Origin of the sequence: Paenibacillus sp. MER TA 81-3 (assembly GCF_023713585.1) — a bacterium.
GTDB lineage: Bacteria > Bacillota > Bacilli > Paenibacillales > Paenibacillaceae > Paenibacillus_B > Paenibacillus_B profundus.
The window spans coordinates 40,976-66,013 of record NZ_JAMAWB010000012.1; the positions used below are offsets into that span (position 1 = coordinate 40,976).

General features: G+C 51.1%; 13 protein-coding genes and 1 pseudogene. 9 read left to right on the forward strand and 5 right to left on the reverse strand.

What is annotated here, in order from left to right:
- Positions 1 to 103: 103 nt before the first annotated feature.
- From M3650_RS18220 to M3650_RS18230, 3 genes are all read left to right on the forward strand, one after another.
- On the forward strand, positions 104 to 9,616 hold the full coding sequence (locus M3650_RS18220; RefSeq protein ID WP_251576819.1) for a non-ribosomal peptide synthetase: 9,513 nt from the start codon (positions 104 to 106) through the stop codon (positions 9,614 to 9,616).
- A gap of 137 nt (positions 9,617 to 9,753) precedes the next feature.
- A complete protein-coding gene (locus tag M3650_RS18225; protein ID WP_251576820.1) occupies positions 9,754 to 11,544 on the forward strand; it encodes an ABC transporter ATP-binding protein in 1,791 nt (596 codons plus the stop codon).
- On the forward strand, positions 11,541 to 13,304 hold the full coding sequence (locus tag M3650_RS18230; protein ID WP_019421062.1) for an ABC transporter ATP-binding protein: 1,764 nt from the start codon (positions 11,541 to 11,543) through the stop codon (positions 13,302 to 13,304). The genes M3650_RS18225 and M3650_RS18230 overlap by 4 nt, the downstream gene beginning before the upstream one ends.
- Positions 13,305 to 13,460: 156 nt before the next feature.
- Here the strand turns inward: M3650_RS18230 and M3650_RS18235 are convergent, their stop codons facing one another.
- Complete coding sequence (locus tag M3650_RS18235) at positions 13,461 to 14,225, reverse strand: SDR family NAD(P)-dependent oxidoreductase (protein WP_251576821.1); 765 nt, start codon at positions 14,223 to 14,225, stop codon at positions 13,461 to 13,463.
- Between the two features lie 174 nt (positions 14,226 to 14,399).
- Here M3650_RS18235 and M3650_RS18240 point away from each other — a divergent pair.
- Positions 14,400 to 14,959: pseudogene (locus tag M3650_RS18240) on the forward strand (TetR/AcrR family transcriptional regulator).
- A gap of 261 nt (positions 14,960 to 15,220) precedes the next feature.
- Here M3650_RS18240 and M3650_RS18245 read toward each other — a convergent pair.
- Positions 15,221 to 15,574 (reverse strand): YxeA family protein, encoded by a 354-nt coding sequence (locus M3650_RS18245; RefSeq protein WP_019421066.1) that lies wholly within the window; start codon positions 15,572 to 15,574, stop codon positions 15,221 to 15,223.
- Positions 15,575 to 15,818: 244 nt separating this feature from the next.
- Here M3650_RS18245 and M3650_RS18250 point away from each other — a divergent pair, with 244 nt between their 5' ends.
- The 3 genes from M3650_RS18250 to M3650_RS18260 all read left to right on the forward strand — a co-directional run bounded on the left by M3650_RS18250 (position 15,819) and on the right by M3650_RS18260 (position 20,230).
- Positions 15,819 to 17,798, forward strand: coding sequence for an elongation factor G (locus tag M3650_RS18250; RefSeq protein WP_251576822.1), 1,980 nt, complete (start codon positions 15,819 to 15,821; stop codon positions 17,796 to 17,798).
- 202 nt (positions 17,799 to 18,000) lie between these two features.
- The gene (locus tag M3650_RS18255) at positions 18,001 to 19,044 is read left to right on the forward strand and encodes a hypothetical protein (RefSeq protein WP_251576823.1); all 1,044 of its coding nucleotides are present in this window, start codon (positions 18,001 to 18,003) and stop codon (positions 19,042 to 19,044) included.
- A 166-nt stretch (positions 19,045 to 19,210) separates the two neighbouring features.
- Positions 19,211 to 20,230 carry a sulfite oxidase gene (locus M3650_RS18260; RefSeq protein WP_251576824.1) on the forward strand — a complete coding sequence of 340 codons (1,020 nt, stop codon included), beginning with the start codon at positions 19,211 to 19,213 and terminating at the stop codon, positions 20,228 to 20,230.
- A gap of 8 nt (positions 20,231 to 20,238) precedes the next feature.
- Here the strand turns inward: M3650_RS18260 and M3650_RS18265 are convergent, their stop codons facing one another.
- The 3 genes from M3650_RS18265 to M3650_RS18275 form a co-directional block, all read right to left on the reverse strand.
- The gene (locus M3650_RS18265) at positions 20,239 to 21,717 is read right to left on the reverse strand and encodes an aldehyde dehydrogenase family protein (RefSeq protein ID WP_251576825.1); all 1,479 of its coding nucleotides are present in this window, start codon (positions 21,715 to 21,717) and stop codon (positions 20,239 to 20,241) included.
- A gap of 271 nt (positions 21,718 to 21,988) precedes the next feature.
- Complete coding sequence (gene sleB, locus M3650_RS18270) at positions 21,989 to 22,636, reverse strand: spore cortex-lytic enzyme (RefSeq protein ID WP_251576826.1); 648 nt, start codon at positions 22,634 to 22,636, stop codon at positions 21,989 to 21,991.
- Positions 22,637 to 22,770: 134 nt separating this feature from the next.
- Entirely contained in the window at positions 22,771 to 23,082 is a 312-nt protein-coding gene (locus tag M3650_RS18275; RefSeq protein ID WP_251576827.1) for an SRPBCC family protein, read from the reverse strand.
- A gap of 355 nt (positions 23,083 to 23,437) precedes the next feature.
- Here M3650_RS18275 and M3650_RS32650 point away from each other — a divergent pair, with 355 nt between their 5' ends.
- Both M3650_RS32650 and M3650_RS18280 read left to right on the forward strand, forming a co-directional pair.
- Positions 23,438 to 23,647 carry a GNAT family N-acetyltransferase gene (locus tag M3650_RS32650; protein ID WP_369011131.1) on the forward strand — a complete coding sequence of 70 codons (210 nt, stop codon included), beginning with the start codon at positions 23,438 to 23,440 and terminating at the stop codon, positions 23,645 to 23,647.
- 2 nt (positions 23,648 to 23,649) lie between these two features.
- The gene (locus tag M3650_RS18280) at positions 23,650 to 25,038 is read left to right on the forward strand and encodes a TldD/PmbA family protein (protein WP_251576828.1); all 1,389 of its coding nucleotides are present in this window, start codon (positions 23,650 to 23,652) and stop codon (positions 25,036 to 25,038) included.

Genomic DNA, 25,038 nt, shown 5'->3' on the forward strand with positions numbered 1-25,038 from the left:
CGGACCTAACAAGCACATGGATCCAGGAGTGTGTGTTCGCTCTAAATTGGGCCGCACACTCCCGGTCTTTTCAATAAAACAGTAGGATAGGGGATGTTTACGAATGAAGTCGGTGTTTGATAAGGAAGAGGCTTATTGGAACGAGAAATTTGATTCCGAAGACAGTATAAGCGTTCTTCCATATAGCAATTCCTCCAATAACAATATGGGGCGTGTAAACGCCATGGGCGTCATCAATCGCACACTGCCGCCTGAGTTGTCACAGAGAATCATCACCCTGGCGAACGGATCGGATATGGCCGTGTACATGATCGTATTGGCAGGAGTGACAAGCTTGCTCTATAAATATACCAATCACGAAAATGTGTTGGTAGGTATGCCTGCATATACGGCGTTACATGGGGAGCATCCGCCTATCCATGATTTTCTGGTGATTAAAAATAATGTGAACAGTAAAAGCACGTTCAAATCGTTGTTAGGGCAAATCAAAGCGTCAGTCAGTGAGGCGCTTGAGCATCAGCACCTTCCTTTCCGTAAAATGTTTCGGCAATTGAATTTACAAGTGGATCCCCAAGGATTGCCTATCGTGAATACACTCGTTTCCTATACAAACATACATACTGCTTCATTGGAACAAAGCGCAGCCGCAGAAGCCGCATTTCAATTTGAATTCGTAAATGACCGCATTCAATTACGCATGAGCTTTGATGATAATCGATACCGTTCGGACTATGTCGAATCAATGATCGCTCATCTCTTCCGCCTGCTGTCGGTCGTATTGTTTCAACCGGAGCTAGAAATCGGAAAAGTGGAGCTGTTGTCCGAGCATGAGCAGCATCATCTGCTTGCCATTCTGAACGATACGCGAACGGAATATCCGCGTCAGAAGACAATCCACCAGCTGTTCGAGGAGCAAGCGGAGCGAATGCCGGATGCGGTGGCGGCGCTATTCGAGGACAAACGGTTGACCTATGCGGAACTGAATGCCGCTGCTAATCGCATTGCCCATCTCCTGCGGGAACGAGGAGTAGCACGGGGCACATTGGTTGGCATCAGCGCAGAGAGATCCCTGGAGATGGTGATCGGACTGCTGGGAATCCTCAAAGCAGGCGGGGCATACGTTCCGCTCGATCCTGACTATCCGGAGGAACGGATTAACGCCATGCTGGAAGATACGGCAATCAGCGTGCTGCTCACGCAGGCGCATCTGCAGACCAGCATGCCGAACAGCATCGATTCCGTCCTGCTCGATGCAGCGGCCGAGACGGCTCTGGAAGGAAGCTGGCCGAACTTGACGGATGCGGCAGGGACTGCGGACGATGTGGCCTACATCATCTATACATCTGGATCGACGGGAATTCCGAAAGGAGTCTGCGTCACGCATCGAGGGGTGGTCCGGCTCGTTGCCGCTGCCAATTATGTGGACATCAGCAGCAAGGACGTATTTCTGCAAGGCTCGACGATATCGTTCGATGCGGCAACGTTCGAGATTTGGGGCTGCTTGCTGAATGGAGCTGCGCTGGCCATTTTGCCTCCGGGGAATCTATCGTTGACCGAGTGGACACAGGCCATTCAACAGTATCAAGTGACGATCCTGTGGTTAACGGCAGGACTCTTCCACGTGATGGTCGAGAACCAACTTCAAGCCTTGCAAGGAGTCCAGCAATTGTTGGTGGGTGGAGATGTCGTCTCTCAAACGCATGCCAAAAAAGTGCTGGAGCGGTATAAGGACATTCGTCTGGTCAATGGGTACGGTCCAACGGAAAATACGACCTTTACCTGCTGCCACGAGATTTCCGCCGCCGATATGGAGCGGCTCTCTATTCCGATCGGACGTCCAATCGCCAATACGCAAGTGTACGTGCTGGATGAAGCAGGCAAGCTGCTTCCGGTAGGAGTGGTCGGCGAGTTGTACACCGGAGGAGACGGACTGGCCCAAGGGTACTGGAATCGTCCGGAGCTGACGGCTGAGAAGTTCGTGGATAACCCCTTCGTGCCGGGAACACGGCTCTACCGCACAGGCGATCTGGCGAGATGGCTGCCATATGGAACGCTCGAATACGTGGGACGAATCGATGATCAAGTGAAAATTCGCGGTTACCGGATTGAGCTTGGCGAGGTGGAAGCGCATCTGTTGAAAGTGGAATCGGTGCTGGACGCAGTCGTAATCGCGCGGCCGGACGAAAGCGGCCAGAAGATGTTGTGCGCGTACTATACAGCGCATGCAGAGCTGATGGCGGGTGATCTGCGGGCAGCGCTGTCGCAAGACTTGCCGGCCTATATGATCCCGACACACTTGGTGCAGGTCGATCAGATGCCGCTGACGCCGAACGGAAAGGTCGATCGCAGAGCGCTGCCGGAGCCGGAAGGCCTCATCATGACCGGAAAAGAGCATGTCGCGCCGCGGACGCCGCTGGAGTCCAAGCTGGCGCAACTGTGGCAAGAGGTGCTCGGACTTGAGAAGGTCAGCGTGAAGGACAGTTTCTTCGAGATTGGCGGACACTCTTTGCGTGCGACGACGCTCGCCGGGAAGCTGCATAAGGAGATGAATGTCAGCCTGCCGCTGCGGGATATCTTCCGTCATTCGACCATTGAAGAGCTGGCACGTCTCATTGACGGGATGGAGCGGCAGGAATACAGACAGATTCCGCTGCTGGATGAAAGGGATTGGTACCCGGTATCTTCGGCGCAAAAGAGGCTGTACATTTTGCATCAACTCGAAGGGGCAGAGCAGAGCTACAACATGCCGGGGGTGATGCTCCTCGAAGGACAGCTTGACCGGAATCGGTTCGAGGAGGCGTTCGGCAGCTTGATCAGGCGCCACGAAACGCTGCGCACCGGCTTTGAGATGGTGAATGGCGAGCCGGTGCAGCGTGTATGCCGCGAAGTGAATTTCTCGGTAGAGATAATGCAGGCGAGCGAAGAGGAAGCCGAAGCCGTCGTTCGCTCATTCATTCGCCCGTTCGATCTGGAGAAGCCGCCGCTTCTGCGAGTGGGGCTGATCGAGCTGGATCAGGATCGGCATATTCTGATGTACGACATGCATCATATTATCTCCGACGGCGTGTCGATGGGAATTGTGGTGGAGGAGTTCGTCCGCTTGTACGGGGGCGAGGAACTGCCGCCGCTGCGCATTCAGTATAAGGATTATGCCGCATGGCAGCAGTCCGAGCCGCAGCAGGAGCTCATGAAGCAGCAGGAGAGTTATTGGTTGCAGGCGCTTGGCGGAGAGCTCCCGGTGCTGGAACTGCCGGCGGATTATGCGCGTCCTTCCATCCAGAGCTATGAAGGGGATACCTTCGAATTCGCGATCGATCCTCGGCTAAGCGAAGCGCTGCACGGGGTTGCGGCCGAGAGCGGAACGACATTGTACATGGTGCTGCTTGCTGCCTATACGATTCTGCTTCATAAGTATACAGGCCAGGAAGACATTATCGTGGGGACGCCGAATGCGGGCAGAACGCACGGCGATTTGCAGCCGCTTATCGGCATGTTCGTCAATACGCTGGCGATCCGCAATTATCCGGCAGGCTCTAAGACGTTCCTGGAATACTTGGAAGAAGTGAAAGAAACGAGCTTGGGCGCCTTCGAGAATCAGGATTACCCGTTCGAAGAACTGGTGGAAAAGCTGCAGGTCACGCGAGATTTGAGCCGCAATCCGCTGTTCGATACGATGTTTGCTTTGCAGAATATGGACGACAAGGATTTTGAGCTCGCAGGGCTTCGCTTGAAGCCGTACCCGGCTGAATACAAGGTGGCGAAATTCGACCTGAGCCTGGACGTGGCGGAAGGCGCGGAAGGGATGGCGTGCAGTCTGGAATACGCCACGGCGCTATACCGACCGGAATCGATAGAAAGAATGGCGAAGCATTTCGGGCGGCTGCTTGAAGCCGTTGCGCACGAGCCGGAGGCGCTGCTGGCTTCGCTCGGCATGCTCACGGAGGAGGAAGAGGAGCAGATTCGGCATGTGTTCAACGATACGGAGGCAGGGCGTTCGCAGCAGAAGACGGTGCCGGAACTGTTCGAGGAGCAGGTGGAGCGCACGCCGGATCGGATTGCGGTCGTGCATGAGGACAAGCAGTTGACGTACCGGGAGCTGAACGAACGGGCGAACCGGCTGGCGCGCACGCTGCGGGCCGAGGGCGTGAAGCCCGAACAACTGGTCGGCATCATGGCTGATCGCTCGCTGGAGATGATCGTGGGCATTATGGCCATCTTGAAATCCGGCGGAGCCTATGTGCCGATTGACCCGCAATATCCGGAGGATCGGATTCACTATATGCTGGACAATTCGAACGCGCAAGTGCTGCTGGCCCAGCGCCATCTGCAAGCGCGGGCCGCATTCTCCGGCAGAAGGATCATGCTGGATGAAGAAGCGTTCTACGGCGCAGACGGTTCCAATCTGGAACGGGTGAATCAGCCGGAGCATCTGAGCTATGTCATCTATACCTCCGGAACGACGGGCAAGCCGAAAGGGGTCATGATCGAGCACAGACAGATGGCAGTCTTGTCGGCCGCGTGGGAGCGCGAATACGGCTTGCAGGAAGAGAGCATGCGCTGGATGCAGTGGGCGAGCTTTTCATTCGATGTTTTCTCGGGAGACCTGATCCGCGCGCTGCTGCATGGGGGTGAACTCATTTTATGTCCGGAAGAGTCCAGGGCGAACCCGGCCGAAATCTACGAGCTCATTCGCAAGCATCGGATTCAGATGTTCGATGTCACTCCGTCGCTCGTCATTCCGCTGATGGAATATGTATACGAGAACAAGCTGGACATCAGCAGCATGAAGCTGGCAGTCGTGGGGGCGGATCATTGCCCGAAGGAAGAATTCCAGAAGCTGCTGGAACGATTCGGTTCGCAAATGAGGATCGTCAACAGCTATGGGGTAACGGAGACGACCATCGATTCCTGCTACTTCGAGCAGGCGAGCACGGAAGGGCTGCGAACGGTGCCAATCGGCAAACCTCTGCCGGGTGTGACGATGTACATTCTGGATGAACACCATTCTTTGCTGCCGGTCGGGATAACGGGCGAGCTCTATATCGGCGGACCTTGCGTAGGCCGGGGGTATTGGAAGCGGCCGGACCTGACGGCGGAGAAATTCGTCGACAATCCGTTCGCTCCGGGCGAGCGAATGTACCGGACAGGCGACTTGGCCCGGTGGCTGCCGGACGGCAACGTCGAATATTTGGGGCGGATCGACCATCAAGTGAAAATCCGGGGCTACCGGATCGAGATCGGCGAGGTGGAGACCCAACTACTCAAAACGCCGTTCATCCGTGAAGCGGTTGTCGTCGCGCGGGAAGACGTTAGCGGACAGAAGTCATTGTGCGCGTACTTCGTCGCCGAACGCGAGCTGACGGTGAGCGAGCTGCGGAGAGCATTGGCCGCAGTACTTCCGGGGTATATGATCCCATCGTATTTCGTCCAACTGGAGCGGCTGCCGTTGACGCCGAACGGCAAAATCGACCGCAAAGCGCTGCCGGCTCCAGAAGGAAGCGCACATACTGGAGCAGAGTTCGTAGCTCCGCGCACGTCGCTGGAAGCGCAGCTGGCCCGAATCTGGCAAGAGGTGCTGGGTCTGCCGGACGTTAGCGTGAAGGATAATTTCTTCGATTTGGGCGGGCACTCCTTGCGCGCGACGACCTTGGCAAGCAAGGTGTTCAAGGAAATGCACATCAATCTGCCGCTGCGGGATGTGTTCAGGTACCCGACGATTGAGGAGCTGGCCGAACTGATAGCCGGGATGAAAAAGCAGGAATATGCCGTGATCCCGCTGGCTGAGGAAAGAGACGTCTACCCGTTGTCTTCGGCCCAGAAACGCCTGTATATCGTGAGCCAATTGGAAGGGGCCGAGCTGAGCTACAACATGCCGGGAGTCATCACCCTCGAAGGACCGCTGGATCGCACTAGATTCGACGGGGCTTTCCAGCAGCTGATTGCGCGGCACGAGGCGCTGCGCACCGGCTTCGAGATGGTGAACGGAGAACCGGTCCAGCGGATACATCGGGATGCGCGCTTGACAGTGGAGTACGTGCAGGCGGACGAAGAAGAAGCAGAGAAGCTCGTACAGCGCTTTGTCCGCAGCTTCGATCTGAAGCTGCGGCCTCTATTGCGGGTAGGACTTATCGAAATAGAGCGGGAGCGGCATATTCTGATGTTCGATATGCATCATATCATTTCAGATGGCGTTACGATGGGGATATTGGTGGATGAGTTCGCTAGGCTCTATGCGGGCGAGGATTTGCCGCCGCTCCGCATTCAGTATAAGGATTATGCGGTATGGCAGCAATCCGAAGATCGCAGCGGGGAGTTGCAGCGTCAGGAAGCGTACTGGCTGGAGCGTTTACAAGGAGAATTGCCGGTACTAGAGCTGCCGACTGATTATGTGCGCCCCGCTGTTCAAAAATTTGATGGAGACGTCGCGTTATTCACAATCGATCCGCATCTGAGCGAACAATTGCGCCGACTGGCGTCAGACACAGGTTCCACCTTGTACATGGTGCTGCTGGCAGCCTACACTACGCTGCTGCATAAGTATACGGGACAGGAAGACATCATCGTGGGGACACCGATTGCGGGCAGAAGCCATGGCGATCTTGAGCCGCTCATCGGGATGTTCGTCAACACATTGGCGGTTCGCAATTATCCCGCAAGCGAGAAGGCATTTCTATCCTACCTGGCGGAAGTGAAAGAAACAACCTTGGGCGCCTTCGAGCACCAGGACTATCCATTCGAGGATCTGGTAGAAAAGGTGCGCGTATCGCGGGACTTAAGCCGGAATCCACTGTTCGACACGATGTTCAGTCTCGAGAATGCAGAGCAGGGGGGCATCGAAATCGAAGGCCTCCAATTAAAATCGTATCCGAATGAACATATGACGGCCAAATTCGACCTGACTTTCCATGCCGAAGAAGGAGAAGAAGGCATCCTATGCGGCTTGGTATATGCAACCGCTTTGTACAAGCGCGATACGGTGGAGCGGATGATGCTGCATTTCAAGCAGTTGCTTGCAGCAATTGCACATGACCCCCGCGCGCAACTTTCAACATTGAACATGATGTCCGCTCAAGAAAGAGAAGAGATTATCGGGGTGTTCAATGACACGGGGACGAAATATCCGCGCGAGAAGACGATTCAGCATCTATTCGAGGAGCAGGTTGAACGGACTCCTAACGCAGCGGCTATTGTGTACGGAGACGAGCGAATGACGTACCGCGAATTGAACGGGCGGGCGAACCGACTGGCAAGGACATTACGAACCAAGGGAGTGCAAGCAGATCGCTTGGTAGGTCTTATGGCTGAACGTTCTCTGGAAATGATAGTTGGAATTCTGGCGATTCTAAAAGCCGGGGGAGCATACGTGCCGATCGACCCGGAATATCCGGAAGAGCGAGTCCGCTACATGTTGGAGGACTCCGGGACCAAAATCATACTGACGCAACATGAACTGCAGTCGAGAATCCCGGTGCAAGCCTCGTTCGTCCTGTTGGATGACGAACACTCTTACAGTGCGGACGATTCGAATCTGGAACAGAATAACGGTCCTGCCGATTTGGCCTACGTCATTTATACGTCGGGGACGACAGGCAAGCCAAAAGGGAATTTGGCGACGCATCGCAACATCGTGCGGGTCGTGCAAGGCACGAGCTACATTGATTTTAGCGAACGGGACAACGTGCTGCAGTTATCTAATTATGCTTTCGACGGATCGACCTTTGATATGTACGGTGCTTTGTTAAATGGAGCCAAGCTGGTCCTCATCCCGCAGGAGACGCTGTTGGAGGTAGGGAAGTTGGCAGGCTTGATCGAACGCGAGCGCATTTCGGTGATGTTCATCACAACGGCGTACTTCAACATCCTCATTGACATGAAAGCAGACTGCTTGCGCCATATCCGCACCATACTGTTCGGCGGGGAGCGCGTGTCCATCTCTCACGTCCGCAAAGCGCTCTATCAGCTTGGGCCGGGCAAAATCAAGCATGTGTACGGGCCAACGGAGAGCACGGTATTTGCCACATGCCACGATGTGAATGAAGTGGCAGAGGATGCCGTGACCGTTCCGATCGGACGCCCGATCAGCAACACGACCATTTATATCGTCAATGCTCAGAACGATCTGCAGCCGATCGGAGTGGCTGGGGAGCTGTGCATAGCAGGAGACGGACTGGCCCGAGGCTACTTGAACCGTCCCGACTTGACGGCAGCGAAGTTCGTCGACAATCCATTCGCGCCGAGGGAGCGGATGTACCGGACGGGCGACCTGGCAAGATGGCTGCCGGATGGGAGCATCGAGTACGTGGGGCGGATTGACGATCAGGTGAAAATACGCGGCTACCGGATTGAGCTTGGCGAGGTAGAAACGCATCTATTGAGAGTGGAGCCCATTCAGGAGGCGACCGTGATCGCCCGGGAATCCGACAGCGGTGAGAAGCGGTTATGCGCCTACTACGTGGCGGATCGACCGCTGCCGGCCAACGAGCTGAGAGGCATTCTAGCGCAAGAGCTTCCAGGGTATATGATTCCGCTGCACTTCGTTCAACTGGATCGGATGCCGCTGACACCTAACGGTAAGGTAGACCGCAAGGCGCTGCCTGCGCCTGAGGATCACTTGATGACAGGGACGGAATATGTGGCCCCGCGCACGACGCAGGAAGCTCAGTTGGCACAGATCTGGCAGGAGGTGCTGGGCATCGAGAAAATCGGCGTGCAGGACAATTTCTTTGAGTTGGGCGGACACTCGATTAACTTGATGCAGCTGATACATCGAATCTACATCGAATTGGGCGCGGAAATCGCTCTCCATAGCGTGTTTCAGCGCCCGACAGTGGAAGCGATGGCCTATGAGATCGTAAAAGTCGAGTACGAGGAGAAAAGCAGCAGCCAGTTCACGAAATTAAATGAAAATGGTCTTGTAAACGTATTTTGCTTGCCTCCCGGCTTCGGGTATGGGTTAAGTTACTTGGAACTGGCGAAGCAAATGGAAAACAGCTGCATCCTATACGGAATTGATTTCATTGATGATGCCGAATCTTACGAGGACATGCTGGACCGGTATGTGGACGCGGTCGTTGCCATTCAGTCTCAGTCTCCTTATGTGCTGCTCGGATATTCGCTGGGAGGCAATCTGACGTTCGAAATTGCCAAAGCAATGGAAAAGAGAGGGTACCGCGTATCGGATATTATTATGCTCGACTCCACGCGGAAGCTGGCCGCTCAGACGGTGGACGAGTTCGAAAGCGATATCGATCAAATGCTTGAAGCGGTGGGTGAACAGGAGATGCAGCTGCTCAGCAATCCTCTGATTCGCGAACGGGTCAAGCATAAGATGCGCGCGTACTGGACGTATGGATCTCAGCTCGTGAATACGGGCGCGGTTGAGGCGAATATTCATGCATTGATTGCGGAGGATTCCGATGCAGACAGACCGGATAATGTTACTTCTGCATTATGGGATGGAGCAACCCGGCAAGCCTATTGCGAGCATCGACTCATTGGTGTCCATGAGGATGTGCTGCTTCCTGGATTCATAGAGCATAACGTGAAAGTGATTCACGCGGTCGTCCATCAAATCATCGAGCAAACGCGCGGCGTCCACGAGGTGTTATCGCGATAGCAGCGATGTTGCTTGTCCAACGTAACCTATAATACATGTCATCCTCATATACCGCCTGCACACCTGCGCATGTTGATGATGCAGGCGGTTCGTTGGGGAGTTCCGTCACGACTATGGTTTAAAGGGGAGACAAATGAGTGGCACTGCGAAAACGAAAAGATGTGTTGACCCTATGGAAATCAGCCCGCTGGTTATCGTCATTCGTAAAACCCCATATGGGCTGGATGATCGTCGGAATCATCTCTGCTGTTGCGGCCGCGATTATTGAGATATGGACCGGCAGCTTAATCGAACAATTAACGACCAATGCCGGCAACGGGGACGGGCAGTTGGTCGCCCGCATTGTATATACCGTATTTATCGTCATTGCAATTGGAGTTCCCGCGAAATATTTCATGGTGTACGGCATCGAAAAAAGCAGCGCTCAAGCCATGAGGGACCTACGCAACCAGATGATGAAGCACATCGGCAAATTGCCTGTTCATTATTTGGAAAAGAAACACTCGGGCGATATGGTGTCAAGGGTGACTAATGACCTCCAGATCATCAATCAATTTATGATTCGCGATGTGGCGGAATGGTTTTATCATCCCCTGCTTTTTATTGGCTGCTTTGGCTACTTGCTGTGGATCCGATGGGAGCTTGTGCTGCTCAGCTTGTTGCTTGTTCCCGTTTCCTTGTTCGTCTCGCAATGGGTAGGCAAGCAGCTGCAGCGCCTCACGGAAGAAGCACAGGAAAACATGGGCCAGATGAATGTCATTTTACAGGATACATTGAGTGGCATGCCGCTGGTCAAAAGCTATTTGCTGCAGGGAATCCTGTTCCGATCGTATCAATCCCTGCTTCTGCTGACGCTGAAAAAGAGGTTGGCCGTAAATAAACGCGAGGCGATAGTCACTCCCGTGCTGTTCACGCTCATGATCAGTCCGATCGTGTTCGCTATTCTATACGGAAGTTATTTGATATCGAAAGGATTGTTCAGCACGGGAGAACTGATTGCCTTTCTTTACTTGCTGAATTTGTGTTTGGAGCCATTGCAGAACATCCCGACGCTCATTACGAATACGTTTGAGATGACCGGAGCTTTAAAACGAGCGGCCCAAATCATGAATCAACCCATCGAGAATGAAGAGGGACATTGCATTGTGAGAACTGCTCAGCCTCCCATCGCGTTTCACAACGTCAATTTCGCATACGAGAATAGTGGTTCCCCTCTGCTGCGCAATTTGAGCTTCACGGTAGCGGAAGGGCAGACTGTAGCGTTGGTGGGAGCCAGCGGCGGGGGGAAGAGCACTGTGATAAAGCTGCTCTGCGGATTTTATCCCCTGCAGGCTGATGGCGGGAAGATCGATGTATTTGGCCAATCGATCCGCGACTGCAATCCGAAGGAACTGCGTTCCCATTTGTCGGTCGTTACCCAAGATTCCTATTTGTTCAGCGGGACGATTGCAGATAATATTGCTTACGGGCGGGAGAATGCCTCGATGGATGAAGTGATCGAAGCTGCAAAATCAGCCAACGCACACTCCTTTATTATGGAGCTGCCGGAAGGATATCAGACTGACGTGGGGGAACGGGGAGCGCTGCTATCTGGCGGGCAGCGTCAGCGTATCACCATTGCGCGCGCACTGCTCAAGGATGCACCCATCCTGCTGTTGGACGAGCCCACTTCCGCATTGGACACGGAGTCTGAATCACTGGTTCAGGAAGCGTTGAACGTTCTTATGAAGGAGAGAACGACCATCGTCATTGCGCATCGGCTGTCTACCATTCAGAATGCGGATGAGATCTGGGTCATGGAGGACGGGCGGATCGAAGAGGCAGGGAATCATGCTAAGCTGCTGGAGAAAAAGGGCTCTTATGCCCGTTTGTACCATCAGGAATTCGAAACGGATCGAATGGGAAGCAAGGAGGTGGCCTATACGTGAAAACCGCCGGGATGTTAGCTTATGTGAAGGAAATCAAGTATATGATGGACTTTATGAGCACACGACGCAAAGTTGAGTATTATGTTGGCATGATTGCAGGCGGGCTCGTTAACACCTTGTTTATCCTGTCATTCACCTTAGTTGTCCAGAGTTTAGTAGATTTTGCAGGGTCAAGAGATACTTCCCTTATGTTTCAGGCGCTATATATTTTGGGAGGCTCGATCTTGCTGTTGAACCTGACTTCACCCGGATTCACTTATTTGTTTCGTCGCAGCGTGGAACTGACGATCGTCGACATCAGGGAACGTCTCTATCATAAGCTGTGCAAGCTTCGGGCCGATCATTTGGAGCGGACGCATAATGGAGATTTCCTATCACGGATAAATAACGATGTATCCACCCTGGAAGTGACGTATTGCGGAATCTTTTTTGCTCTGCTGCTGGATATCATGATTAGCATTGGATCCATCATTATGATGTTTATCATTCATTGGCAGTTTGCTTGCGCTTCCCTTTTGATTTTGCTCGTTTCCTTTTATATAAGCACGCGTTTTGTGCGCTCCGTTCGCGCGATGTATGATCAATCTCTTCATTCTATAGCCAAGCTGACAGAGAAATTTTCAGACTTTATCGCGGGCATCCAGCTTGTGAAATTGTTCCACATTAGTCCGGTATATGCTCAGTATGGAGCCATGAACGAGAAGCTGACGCAGCTTTCCCGCCGCATCGCCCACAAAAAAGGCGTGCTGGCAGCCGTCAATCATTTTGTAAGCTACATTACATTTTGCGGAATCATTGTTATTGGCAGCTTGCTGTATAGCTATGGCATCATTGGCATGGGGGCCGTTGCGGCCCTGGCCGTCTTGCAAATTCATTTGACGCATTCCTTCATGAACATTGGAACAACCATGTCTTTGATTCAAAATTCGTTGGCAGGAGCGCAGCGGATTCAAGAAATGCTGGAGGAGCAGGAGGAGCCGCAACGGATCGGCTCTGTGGCAAGCGACCGTGATTCGGAGGCAATGGTGGAATTTGATTGCGTTGAGTTTGCCTATCAATCCGACAGCCCGGTGCTGTGCAATTTGTCCCTGCAAGTGCTCCCCGGGCAAGTGGCGGCTGTTGTGGGTGCAAGCGGCAGCGGCAAAAGCACCTTGATTAAATTGTTGCTGGGCTTCTATCCCGTTGACAGCGGCGAGATCTTAATTCAAGGCAAGTCGTTCGGACATTATACCTTGGAAGAGATTCGTCAACGGATTGCTTATGTGCCGCAAGAAGCTTTCTTGTTCAGCGGAACGATTGAAGACAACATCCGTTATGGCAATCCGCAAGCTTCACAGGAGGAAGTGATTGCCGCGGCTCAGGCTGCTTATGCCCACAATTTTATTCAGGAATTGCCCGAGCAATACCAGACGCAAGTGGGTGAGCGCGGAGCGTCTTTGTCCGGCGGACAGCGGCAGCGGATTGCGATTGCCCGGGCATTGCTCAAAAATGCTCCGATATTGCTGCTCGATGAGGCAACATCGGCATTGGATGCCGAATCAGAGTACTGGGTACAGCAAGCCTTGAATCAATTGATGAAAGGCCGCACGACCATTCTGATTGCCCACCGCTTGAGCACCGTTGAGAATGCCGATGTGATATTTGTCATCCAACAAGGATCGGTTGTGGAACAAGGCACCCATCAGAGCTTGCTTGCATGCAGATCCTACTATGCAGGTATGTATGGACAGTCTGGCCTGGCTCTTGCCGAACAAGCTTGACAGAAATTTGACAATGCGGATCATTTTTATATACGATCCCAGCCATCCATGGAAATACTTCAGGCCAAGTGGACGTATGGTTTCACACTCTGGGGAGCTCATCATGAGCTCCCTATTATTTTTGTGATCTGTGCTCTATTTTTAGGGGATTAGATGCTATCTAGCGTTAAATCCACCATCTATGTTTAAAATGGAACCTGTGGTAAAAGATGCTTCATCCGAACACAACCAGATGATACCGTTGGCGATTTCTTGAGGATGCCCCATACGCATCATCGGATGCATACGATTAATCATATCTTCATCAAAGGTGCCGTGGTCAATGGATTTCGCGATGATATCCGTCTTAATGGCCCCTGGGGCTACCGCATTCACTCGAATATTATTGGTTGCGTATTCAAGAGCTGCAGTCTTAGTCAGACCGACGACTGCGTGTTTGGTTGCCGTATAGGGACCTGTGTAAGGCATACCATGCAGACCTGCAATAGAAGCCAGATTGACAATGGCCCCTCCTTGGTCTTGCTGTAACATTTGTTGAATTCCATATTTCATGCTATAGAAAACACCCATCACATTCGTCTGCAGCATCTGCTGAAAGTTATTTCCGTCTGCCTGGGCAAGCGGCACAGTTTCTAAGCTGATCCCGGCATTATTGACCAGAATATTCAATTGCCCGTACTGAGAAACCGTTGTCTCTATTAATCTCTGAACTTCTTCTTCCTTGTTGACATCGCAAAGGACAAACAAAGCATCTCCACCCTGAGCAACGATTTCCTCCATGACTTCATTCCCTGATTCAGCCCGACGACCGCTGATGACGACCTGCGCGCCCTTACGTGCCAGTGTCATAGCTGTCGCTTTCCCGATTCCTCCTGTTGCGCCTGTAATTAATGCTACTTTGTTTTTTATCGTGTCTGTCATTCTCTGTTTTCCCCTCTCAATATAATGAACAACTGTTGATTAATCAATTTATGTCTATTATTATAGATTCATGCATGACATATTCAATCGTCAAATCATTTACTCTTGTTCATTAGGGAACAATACGATGGAAATATGTTTGTTACTTTTTCTAGGAAGTGTGGTGACCTCGCCATGTCCAAAGTAGATCGAAGAATCCTTAAAACTCGGGAAGCGGTTACGAGCGCATTTATTGAACTGATGTCAGAAAAAAATTCGAGGACATTACGATCCAAAATATTTCGGACCGGGCGAATATGAACCGAGGAACGATCTATCTTCATTATGTCGATAAATATGATTTATTGGATAAATGTATCGAAGCTCAGCTTGAAGAACTCTTAGAAGTATGTTCAGCGTCAGATCAGGAGCAAGGAAGCATTGAGCTGATGGATTCTTTTCTGCCTGTGTTTCAATACTTCGAAAGGAATTATTTATTCTACTCGACTATGTTAGTGAATCAGGGGACCTCGTATTTTCATGAACGGTTCCTTCATGTTATCCTCCAAGGGCTGCATGAGGAAGTGAATATAGACGGTGCAATAAATAAGGGGTTAAACAAAGATATCGTCATTCCATTTGTTGGTTCAGCTTTCGTAGGTTTGGTGGAATGGTGGATTAAGGAAGGAATGCCTTTTCCGCCGCAACTAATGGCTGAGCATGTGAAGATTTTGCTAGGAAGGCATCTGCTATGAACATCCGAGTGGGGGCACATCAATATCCCAACATTTCATAGTGTTTGTTTCCTTTGCGCTTTACTGTAATAAGCAAACAGTTTTCATTGAACTGTAAAACTACTGACGGCAAGGAGCAGACGGAATGAAAACGATGACGCGAAGCGAGCTTGCCAAGCGCAGCCGAAGTAAATAGGAGCTTGACCTTGTTCCATACAGAAAAGAGACAGTTGGTTCATACTCCTAAGAGTAGACTCTACTGTCTCTTTGTCGTTCTTTCAACTATTCGGACTCAAGCTTCTCTTTCACTTTTGCAGGCAGATCGTCCTTCTGCACTTCTTCCCAGGAGGTTACGCCCTTCTTGCTAGAGTAGTACACACGCAAATATGCTTCTTTACGCAAGTTTTTTTGCGCCGTAAATTCCATTGTTTTTTCGGTTCCTTCTTCGTCAAAGGCAGGCAGAGAATATTTATAGGTTGTAAATGGATTGTCTTTATCGTCTGTAGTCTCTTCTTTTTGTCCATCCATTGTAATCTGAACATAATAAATATCTTTCCCCATGCGTTGAAAGTTGCAGCCGGCTAAAATGGATGCAAATACGACTAAAATAACTAGCATTGCGATACTTCGTTTCATGTCATCACCTTTTTGTGTTGTATTGTTTGATTCCATTATAGTGGGTTGTTGCTCAAGACAACATTCAATTAGGTGATAGAACTCTTACATCATTGTAAGGGTTCCGTGCAGTCATCTGTGACAACTATAAATAGTTTGTTATATAATGGGTGTAAATAAACTGATTGGAGCGTGATTGGTATGCGGCAACGCAATATAACACGAGAGGAGCTTACTATGAACGGAGAAAAGAGGATTTTAATTCATGAAAACAATGAATATAGGAATTGTTGCGCACGTAGACGCAGGAAAGACGAGCCTGACTGAACGTTTACTCTATGTAACGAATGTCATAGATGAAGTTGGCCGAGTTGATAAAGGGAATACCCAAACCGATTCGATGGAGCTGGAAAGAAGAAGAGGGATCACGATCAAGGCGTCAGTCGTTTCGTTTTTTGTGAACGATTTGAAGGTCAATCTTATTGATACGCCTGGACATGCGGACTTCATCGCGGAAGTAGAGCGTTCCTTCAGCGTCCTTGATGGAGCGGTTCTGGTCATATCGGCTGTGGAAGGGATTCAAGCCCAGACCAAAATTTTAATGTCGGTGTTAATGAAGCTGCAAATTCCTGCGATACTGTTCGTGAACAAGATAGACCGGAGCGGTGCGCAATCCGACGGGATCATGAAGTGCATTCAAGAAAAACTGACAGCGAACGTGATCCCTTTATACAGAGCTGAAAACATCGGCACGAAGCAGGCGTTCATTGTTGAACACTGCTTTAACAACGATACGGATCCAGATTTTATGGAGCGATGCATCGAGCTGGCTGCTTGGAATGATGAAGCTTTGCTTGAGTCTTGCGTGAACGGGGAGCAAGTATCGGAAGAGCAAGTAAAACTAGCCTTGATGCAGCAAACTAGGGATGCGAAGCTTTATCCGGTCTTTTTTGGATCTGCCATGACGGGAATTGGCGTGTCCGAACTGTTGGCGGGGGTGGCAGAGCTGTTTCCGGTGAATGAAGCCAGAGAAGCTGTGCCCTTATCCGGGGTCGTCTTTAAAATGGAGAAGGAACCATCGGGAGAAAAGATCGCTTACGTCAGAGTGTTTTCAGGAAGAATGATCGTAAGAGAATATGTGAATGTAAGCCGGAAAAACAAGGACGGCACACTTGAAACGCACGCAGACAAAATCAAAAAGCTGTACCTATTCAGTGAAGGGAAGTCCATTCCGTCACAAACCGTGGAAGCCGGCGATTTTTGCAAAGTGTGGGGATTGAAGAACATTAAAATCGGGGATGTTGTGGGTGAGTGGTCTGACAAAATCAAAGATATCCATTTCGCCTCCCCGCAGCTGGAAACACGTATCGAAGCCAAGCAGAAGGAGCAGGAGCACCGGTTATATCGAGCTCTGGTAGACTTGTCAGAAGAAGATCCGTTAATCGAAGTGCTGAAAGACGACTTCCATCATGAAATCTATGTCCGCCTGTTCGGGGAAGTGCAAAAAGAAGTGATTGAGACGACCCTTAAGGAAAAATATCAGGTGGACGTCTCGTTTTCAGAGACAAGAATCGTCTGTATCGAAAAGCCAAAAGGAACGGGACAGGCTGCAGAAGTGATGGGAGCGGCAGAAAATCCTTTTTATGCTACAGTAGGCTTCCAAGTGGAGCCCGGCGTAACTGGTAGCGGAGTGACCTATAGACTAGGCGTGGAACTTGGTTCGCTGCCCTTGGCGTTCCACAAGGCCATCGAAGATACCGTATGTGCAACGCTTGCACAAGGTTTATACGGGTGGGAGGTCACTGATATTGTCGTTACGCTGACACACTCGGGCTACTGCAGTCCGGTAACGGTAGCCGGAGACTTCAGGAAGTTAACGCCGCTTGTGTTAATGGAGGCACTGTCCCAAGCAGGCACTGACGTATATGAACCGATCAACGAGTTCGAACTGAGTGTTCCCGAACATGCGATCAGCAAGGCGATGCATAAATTGTCAGGGCTAAAGGCTATATTCAAGGAACCGGTTCAGCGTAAAGCTTCGTTTCTGTTGACAGGGACGCTCCCAGTGGCAGCGACGGAGGAATTCAAGCGGAGTCTACACTCGTTCACGGAAGGCGAAGGCGTGTTTATGGCGAACCCGTACAAATTTGAAAAAATAGAGGGCGAATATCCAACGAGAAAGCGGGCGGACTATAATCCGTTGAACCGAAAAGAGTATATGCTCCATATCCTGCGTGCTTATTGATTATGAACCGGGCCCTGAGACAGGCATCTGTCCCAGGGCCCTTTGTTATGCGAAAAAGGGCCGAGATAACACCAAGAATAAATCAAATAAACGAAAAGCGAATGACAATCCGTATAAAAATATCCAGTTGGACAGGGAACCGGAGGAAGGGTTGCCCAATCTAATCAGGGAATAGGTAATTTCCACAAGGAGGAAGATTCAAATGAAAAGGTACAAAACGATGCTTGCATCCACTGTTATTGCAGGACTGCTGCTGTCCGCTTTCCCGCTGCTTCCCGGACATGCGCCTGCATATGCGGCCAGTCAAGCAGAGATTGAGAAAGAAATGAAAGAGATGGAGGAGCGGTTCCAGCAGGCCTTCAAGAAGCTGGATTCGAAAATTATCGAGCAAGCGACTCAGGCGCTGCAGAAGTTCGACCCGGGACAAGAAGTGAAATTAGTCAGCATAACGGGAGAAAGTGGTGTTGGTGCAGATAAAGGCGAGTGGACGCTGACTTCCGGGCAAGGGCATCATGTAAAGGTTGACAAGCAAACTGGAGAAATTAAAGGGTTGTCAGCAAACAGAACATATAAGTTCGAGGAGTCGGATAAAGCTTTACAGGCAGAGATCCAAGAAAAGTGGGGGCTTCTGGAACTGAAGGGTGAATTCACGCCCCCTAACTTTATTTCTTACACGAAAGATGATCGGGGACTTGAAACGTTTAGCTTTTCCGGTGGAGAAACAGAGGATGACGATTACTATGGCAACATCGATCCAAAGACAAAAAAGGTCAGTTCTATGGGGAAACTGACAACGTCCGATCAAGTCGACCAAAAAATTGTCACAGCGGCGGAAGAAGCGATGAAGAAGCTGCCGGGCGCCTCCAAGCTGCGTAAGCAAGCACATGTCAGCCTCTACGATTACAACCAGTTCAACAAGACGATCGATTTTCAGGATCAGGCTGGTTCCCGAGTCGGGATCGGCAATTCGTCAGGGAAGCTGAGATCTGTCACCTATGATAAGCTGCTGAACAAATTTTATGCGCCGAAAGATGTCCAGAAAGCGTTCGCCAAACCATATTACACGAAAGAGAAGGCAATCAACGCCGCCAAGCCGATGGCGAAAAAGCATTTCGATCTGGATCTGACCGGCTATGAGGTGAAAGTCAAGCATTGGGAATATACGTTTACGAAAAAGGGACGGCCGACGGTAACTGCTTATATTAATGAAAAGGGACAATTTTGGGAAATGAGAGTCATGCAATAGTAGCTGGCTGGGCACTCTGTCCGAGGGGAACCTCGGACATGGGTGTCTTTTTTTCACGAATAAAACAAGACCTCAAGTCTATATACATGAACACTACCCATATAATTGGAAGGTGATTGCCTTGCGCTGGCCGCATATCGAGCCGCATCTTATTACCCGGTCCTTAATGCCGGAAAATCAGGAAAGTCCGATCCATTTTTTTTCGCCCGCAGCCGTTACGCCGGAAGGCTTCTTTTATATAAGAAATCATTTCCCTTATCCCGTGTTGTCGGAGGAATCCTTGGCGGTTACGATTGACGGAGAAGTCCGGAACTCGATGACGTTCCATTATCGAGATTTGTTAAGCATGCCGTCTAAAGAGATAGCCGTTGCGTTGGAGTGCAGCGGCAACAAACGGGCGCGCTTCAAGCCCAAGGTGTATGGAATCCAGTGGGAAGAGGGGGCGATTAGCCAGGGGATGTGGAAAGGAGTCCCTTTGAGAGACCTGCTGTATTATACCGGATTGCAGCCGACGGCCAGGGAGGTTGTGTTCGCGGGACGAGATTGCGGGACCCGGACAGACATGGCAGGCACGTATCCGTATGCCCGGAGCCTTCCTCTGGATAAGGCATTGCATCCGGATACGTTAGTCGCCTATGAACTTAACGGACAGCCAATACCATACAAGCACGGCTATCCGCTGAGGCTGATTGTTCCGCAATGGTACGCGATGGCCTCAGTCAAATGGCTGCGGAGCATTACCGTCCTCGATGCGCGCTTCACCGGGCCTTTTCAGGTTGTCGATTATGTCTATGAACCTGGTACGGACAGCGATGAAGGGAAGATTCCCGTTACGTTGGTCCATGTCAACTCCACCATCCAATTCCCTTTGGATAGGAGTCTGCACGATACCGGAACCATCCAAATCTGCGGAATCGCATGGACGGGTACGGGACTCATTACCAGTGTCGAGCTTAGCCTGAATGGCGGGGAAAGCTGGGTCAGAGCAGACCTGCATCGAATGCCCAACCAGCCCTATGCCTGGATCCTGTGGACTTATAGATGGGACGTCTCTCAACTAGGCGAATATACGATTCTATGCAGAGCAAGAGATTCGTATGGAAACATTCAGCCCGCGGCAGCAAGCTGGAATAAAAAAGGATATGGCTACAATGCCATATCCCGCATTCATGTGAAGGTGGAGTAGGGGAGTTACTAGTCCATGTTCACCCACACCGTCTTCACTTCGGTATAGTTGTCAAGCGCGTAGGAGCCCATTTCCCGGCCAAGGCCCGATTGTTTATAACCGCCGAACGGGGCGGCCGCATCGAACACGTTATAGCAGTTCACCCAGACGGTGCCGGCTTTCAGCTTGCTAGCAAGATAGTGCGCATTTTTCAGATTTTCCGTCCACACGCCTGCAGCCAGACCGTAATCTGAATGGTTGGCTTGTTCAATCAGATCATCGAGCGTATCATACGGCATTGCCGCTACTACAGGCCCGAAGATTTCTTCGCGGGCGATCGTCATCTTCGGATCGACGTGCGCGAATATCGTCGGTTCGACGAAGTAGCCTTGCTCGCGCGGGACTCTGCCGCCGGTCACCAATTCCGCGCCTGCCGCTTTCCCTGCTTCGATATAACGCTTCACAACGTCATGTTGCTCGGACGATACGAGCGGTCCCATCTCCGTATCCATATCAAGGCCGGTGCCCACTCGGATGCGCTGCGCCTCCGACACCATATCGGCAACCACGTTGTCGTACAATTTCTTCTGCACGTAGAGCCGCGAGCCTGCCGAGCACACCTGCCCCTGGTTGAACGTAATGCCGCGCAAGGCGCCAGGCACCGCTCGGGACAGATCGGCGTCTGGGAGGATGATGTTCGGCGATTTTCCGCCCAGTTCAAGCGTCACTTTTTTGACGGTGTCGGCGGCTTGCCGCATGATGGATTTGCCGACGATAGTAGAGCCGGTGAAGGCAATCTTGTCGACATGCGGATGCCGCACGAGCGGAGCGCCCGCCGTCTCCCCGAAGCCGGGGATGACGTTGATGACGCCTTGCGGGAATCCCGCCTCTTGCGTCAATTGAGCCAGGTACAGGGCTGATAACGGGGTCTGTTCCGCCGGCTTCAGGACGACGGTGCAGCCGGTGGCAAGGGCGGCGCCCAGCTTCCAAGCCGCCATGAGAAGCGGGAAGTTCCACGGTATGATCTGCCCGATAACCCCGACGGCCTCATGTCTTGTGTAGGTGAGGAAGTTGCCTGCAGTAGGAATGGTTTGTCCGACAATTTTGGTCGCCCAACCGGCATAATAACGGAAATGCTCGATTGTGAGCGGTAGATCGGCTGCCAACGTTTCCCGCAGCGGTTTGCCGTTATCCAACGTTTCAAGTTCGGCCAGCTCCTGCTTGTTCGCTTCAATGAGGTCGGCCAGCTTATAGATGAGGCGGCTGCGATCCGCAGCGCTCATTCTCGACCATTCTCCTTGGTCAAATGCGTCGCGAGCGGCTTTGACCGCTCTGTCCACATCTTCCTCCCTGGCTTCTGAGACGACCGCGAGCACTTCCCCCGTGGCCGGATTGATGGATGAGAATACATTGTTCTGGACGGAATCGACCCACTCTCCATTGATGTACAGCTTCTTGGTGCCCTGCAAAAACGCTTCTACTTTCGGACTTATTTGGACCCGTGACAAGACGCAATCACTCCTTCGTGAGAATTGTCATTTACATCGGCTCTATAGGCCTTCAAGAGATATGTATTCTTATAGGAAACGGATCATTCCCGTTAGGGGACAAGTTATTGTGCAGAGTCCGCTGGGAAGATGCACGTAAGGTAAATGGAACAGGTCGGACAAGGTTGAAAACGAAAGGGGCGGTCCGGTCCGCCAATAATTCGAACCAGCCCGCCCCCAAGACAAGAGGATGCATCCGTTATGAGAGATGCGGAATCATATATAATCGCACTTAAACGGCGAAGATGTGTTTGCCGATTTTCCCCGTCTGCTGACGGGTCCAGATCCACGCGGAAGTGGCGGTATCCGGGTTGAAATAGTAGAGCGCTCCGTTGGTCGGATCCCAGCCGCGCACGGCATCCCATGCCGCGGCATAGGCAATTTCATCAGGCTTCAACCAGTATTGGGCATCGTCAACCGCTGTAAATGCCCGCGGCTGAAAAATGACGCCAGCCACCGTGTCAGGGAACAGGGGAGACTGCATGCGATTCAATACAACCGCCGCAACCGCCACTTTACCGGTATAAGGCTCGCCGCGGGCTTCGCCGTGCACGGCGCGCGCCAGCATGGTCAGTTCATCGGCATTGACCGATACCTTTTTCAATACCCGCCACGTCTGCGGACCGGCGATGCCATCCGCTTTTAACCCGTAATCTCGTTGAAATTGGCGTACGGCTTGCGTTGTAGCGTTGCCGAACCTGCCATCCAACGATTGGTTATAGTAACCTAGCATTTGTAAACGAAACTGGATATCCCATACGTCACCACTATTATTTCCGTATTGGATCGTAGGGGCAGGGGCTGCAACGGCCATCGACGATGGCAGAACGGCTGTCAAGCCAATTGCGGCTAACAGAAAAGGCAGTAGAATTTTTTTCATTTGCGTTCTCCTCCTTTCCTTTGCCATTATAGAGACGCTTAACAGCGGTTTCAATATAATGATATTGGAAACAAAAATGGAAGACCTTGCTCGGCTTAGTCTGTTTTCTCCGCATGGCACGTCATAGCTTCAATTTATTTGCAACAAAGCACTCCGTTATCTGATTCCATGTTGGATTTTAAGCTTGCTAACATTTGTTCCCAAGCCTGAATGTGCCATTCTATTGCGGCTAGCCATTCCTCTGAATCTTGCCAACCTGCGTGTTTGAGCGTAACCATCGTGCCATTGCTGGCAGGCTCAAGCTCTACGTCGACCATTTCCCTTTTGGGTTCAATCTCAGCCGCCGGAGCAAGCCATGCTGTTATTCTTTCTGATTCTGTCCATGCTTTCCATACTAAATCAGCCGCTGTTGAATAAAGTCTTCTTTTGTAATCGGCATCTCCCATGGAAGCCGTATTAAAAAAAAGGAGTCCGAGGTACTGGCGTCGGTGATGTCTCTGGACATCAATTATCGGTCGGTCATTATTCTTTAGCGGGTGTCTCCAACCTTCGCCGATTTGGTGAAAACGCGAAATCACATGGCGTGAAGATTAACTCTGCACGGGATGTTTATATTTAACGATGTTTACGAAGTATGAAGGAATAACAAGGTTTATAACGAAATTTTATAGAGCTATATGTCAAACGGTGACGATTCCTTATTTACGAGTTAAACAAAGAAAATGGTTGGAGAACTGACTATTATCACAGTCAGCCTGACGAGTTCAGGGAGAACTTCGTCATTATGATGCGAAGGGAGGGGTGCGTTCATTTTGGCTTAATCAAAATTTAATTGGTGCTTATATTATAAGCGGAACGTACATACGTGATATGGTAGTGGATCCGGATTATCAAAATCGCGGCTATGGAAGCATCATTCTGGACCATTGCATCAACCATTTGTTGAAATTTCTTGTTTTGCTGAACATACGTATGTTCCAAAACAGAATCATCATTAAGCTAGGAGGATGAACATGCTGCATCCAGCGTTAATCGAGAATATGTTGACAGCCGCACTGGCAACAGGCGGGGATTTTGCAGAAGTATTTGTGGAGGACAAAACAGCCAACAGCTTGGGCATGATTGGGGGCATTGTGGAAAGCGCCCTATCAGGCCGTGATTATGGTGTAGGCATTCGAATTATTAACGGTTTATTCGCCGTGTATGCCTATACGAACGATTGCAGCGAGGACAATCTGATTAAAGTCGCCACATCCGCGGCGCAAGCGATTCGTGGACAGGTGAAGGATATAACGATTGATTTGCGAAGAACGACGATTCCGAATCAGCACGTCATTCAATTCAATCCTAGCTACTTCGCCAAAGCCCGCAAAATAGAGTGGATGAGACGCGCGCATTCCGCAGCGAAGGATTATAGTCCAGTAATTTCGCAAACATCCATCACATTAACAGACTCAGTGCAAAACGTATGCATCGCTAATTCTGAAGGCTTGCTTGTCGAAGATTGCCGTACCTATACACGTATGGGATTCAATGCAATCGCGGAAGCTGGCGCAACGAAGCAATCCGGCTATCTGGGACCTGGCGCATACGCTGGCATGGAGTTTATCGAGACAATGGACATTGAGCGTTATGCTCGGGAAGCAGCTCGTATAGCGACGACGATGGTTAATGCCAAGTACGCGCCAAGCGGCAAGCTGCCGGTCATTATCGACAACGGCTTCGGCGGTGTCATTTTCCATGAGGCTTGTGGGCATGGATTGGAAGCGACATCCGTGGCGAAGAAGGCTTCCGTGTTTGCAGATAAGCTGGGTGAGCAGGTGGCGTCGCCGCTCGTGACGGCGATTGATGATGGAACGATACCGAATGCTTGGGGGTCATTAAATATAGATGACGAGGGAGCTCCCACACAGCGCAATGTGCTGATTGAGAACGGGATTTTGAAGAGCTACTTGATCGATAAATTGGGCGGCCTCAAAATGGGAATGGCATCCACGGGTTCCGGACGGCGCCAGTCCTATCAATTTGCGCCTACCTCTCGAATGAACAATACGTTTATTGCTGCGGGGGACTCCACAACCGAGGAGATTATCGCCAATACCGAATACGGGCTGTATGCGAAGTACATGGGCGGCGGATCTGTAAATACAGCGACCGGCGAATTCAACTTTGCCGTCAATGAAGGGTATATCGTTCGCAACGGGAAGATAGAAGAGCCTGTTAAAGGGGCGACGTTGATTGGAAAAGGAATCGAGACCTTGCAAAAAATCGATATGGTCGGCGATAATTTGGATCACGGACAAGGCATGTGCGGATCATTGAGCGGCAGCATTCCGGTGAATTGCGGTCAACCGATGATACGGGTGTCTGAAATGACCGTTGGCGGCAGAAAGGGGGAGTAG

What these genes read in the sequence shown, in the direction of transcription:
- M3650_RS18220 (WP_251576819.1), top strand. Translation starts at nt 104, where the DNA reads ATGAAGTCGGTGTTTGATAAGGAAGAGGCTTATTGGAACGAGAAATTT.
- M3650_RS18235 (WP_251576821.1), bottom strand. Translation starts at nt 14,225, where the DNA reads ATGACAGACACGATAAAAAACAAAGTAGCATTAATTACAGGCGCAACA.
- M3650_RS18245 (WP_019421066.1), bottom strand. Translation starts at nt 15,574, where the DNA reads ATGAAACGAAGTATCGCAATGCTAGTTATTTTAGTCGTATTTGCATCC.
- M3650_RS18250 (WP_251576822.1), top strand. Translation starts at nt 15,819, where the DNA reads ATGAAAACAATGAATATAGGAATTGTTGCGCACGTAGACGCAGGAAAG.
- M3650_RS18255 (WP_251576823.1), top strand. Translation starts at nt 18,001, where the DNA reads ATGAAAAGGTACAAAACGATGCTTGCATCCACTGTTATTGCAGGACTG.
- M3650_RS18260 (WP_251576824.1), top strand. Translation starts at nt 19,211, where the DNA reads ATGCCGGAAAATCAGGAAAGTCCGATCCATTTTTTTTCGCCCGCAGCC.
- sleB (WP_251576826.1), bottom strand. Translation starts at nt 22,636, where the DNA reads ATGAAAAAAATTCTACTGCCTTTTCTGTTAGCCGCAATTGGCTTGACA.
- M3650_RS18275 (WP_251576827.1), bottom strand. Translation starts at nt 23,082, where the DNA reads ATGGGAGATGCCGATTACAAAAGAAGACTTTATTCAACAGCGGCTGAT.
- M3650_RS18280 (WP_251576828.1), top strand. Translation starts at nt 23,650, where the DNA reads ATGCTGCATCCAGCGTTAATCGAGAATATGTTGACAGCCGCACTGGCA.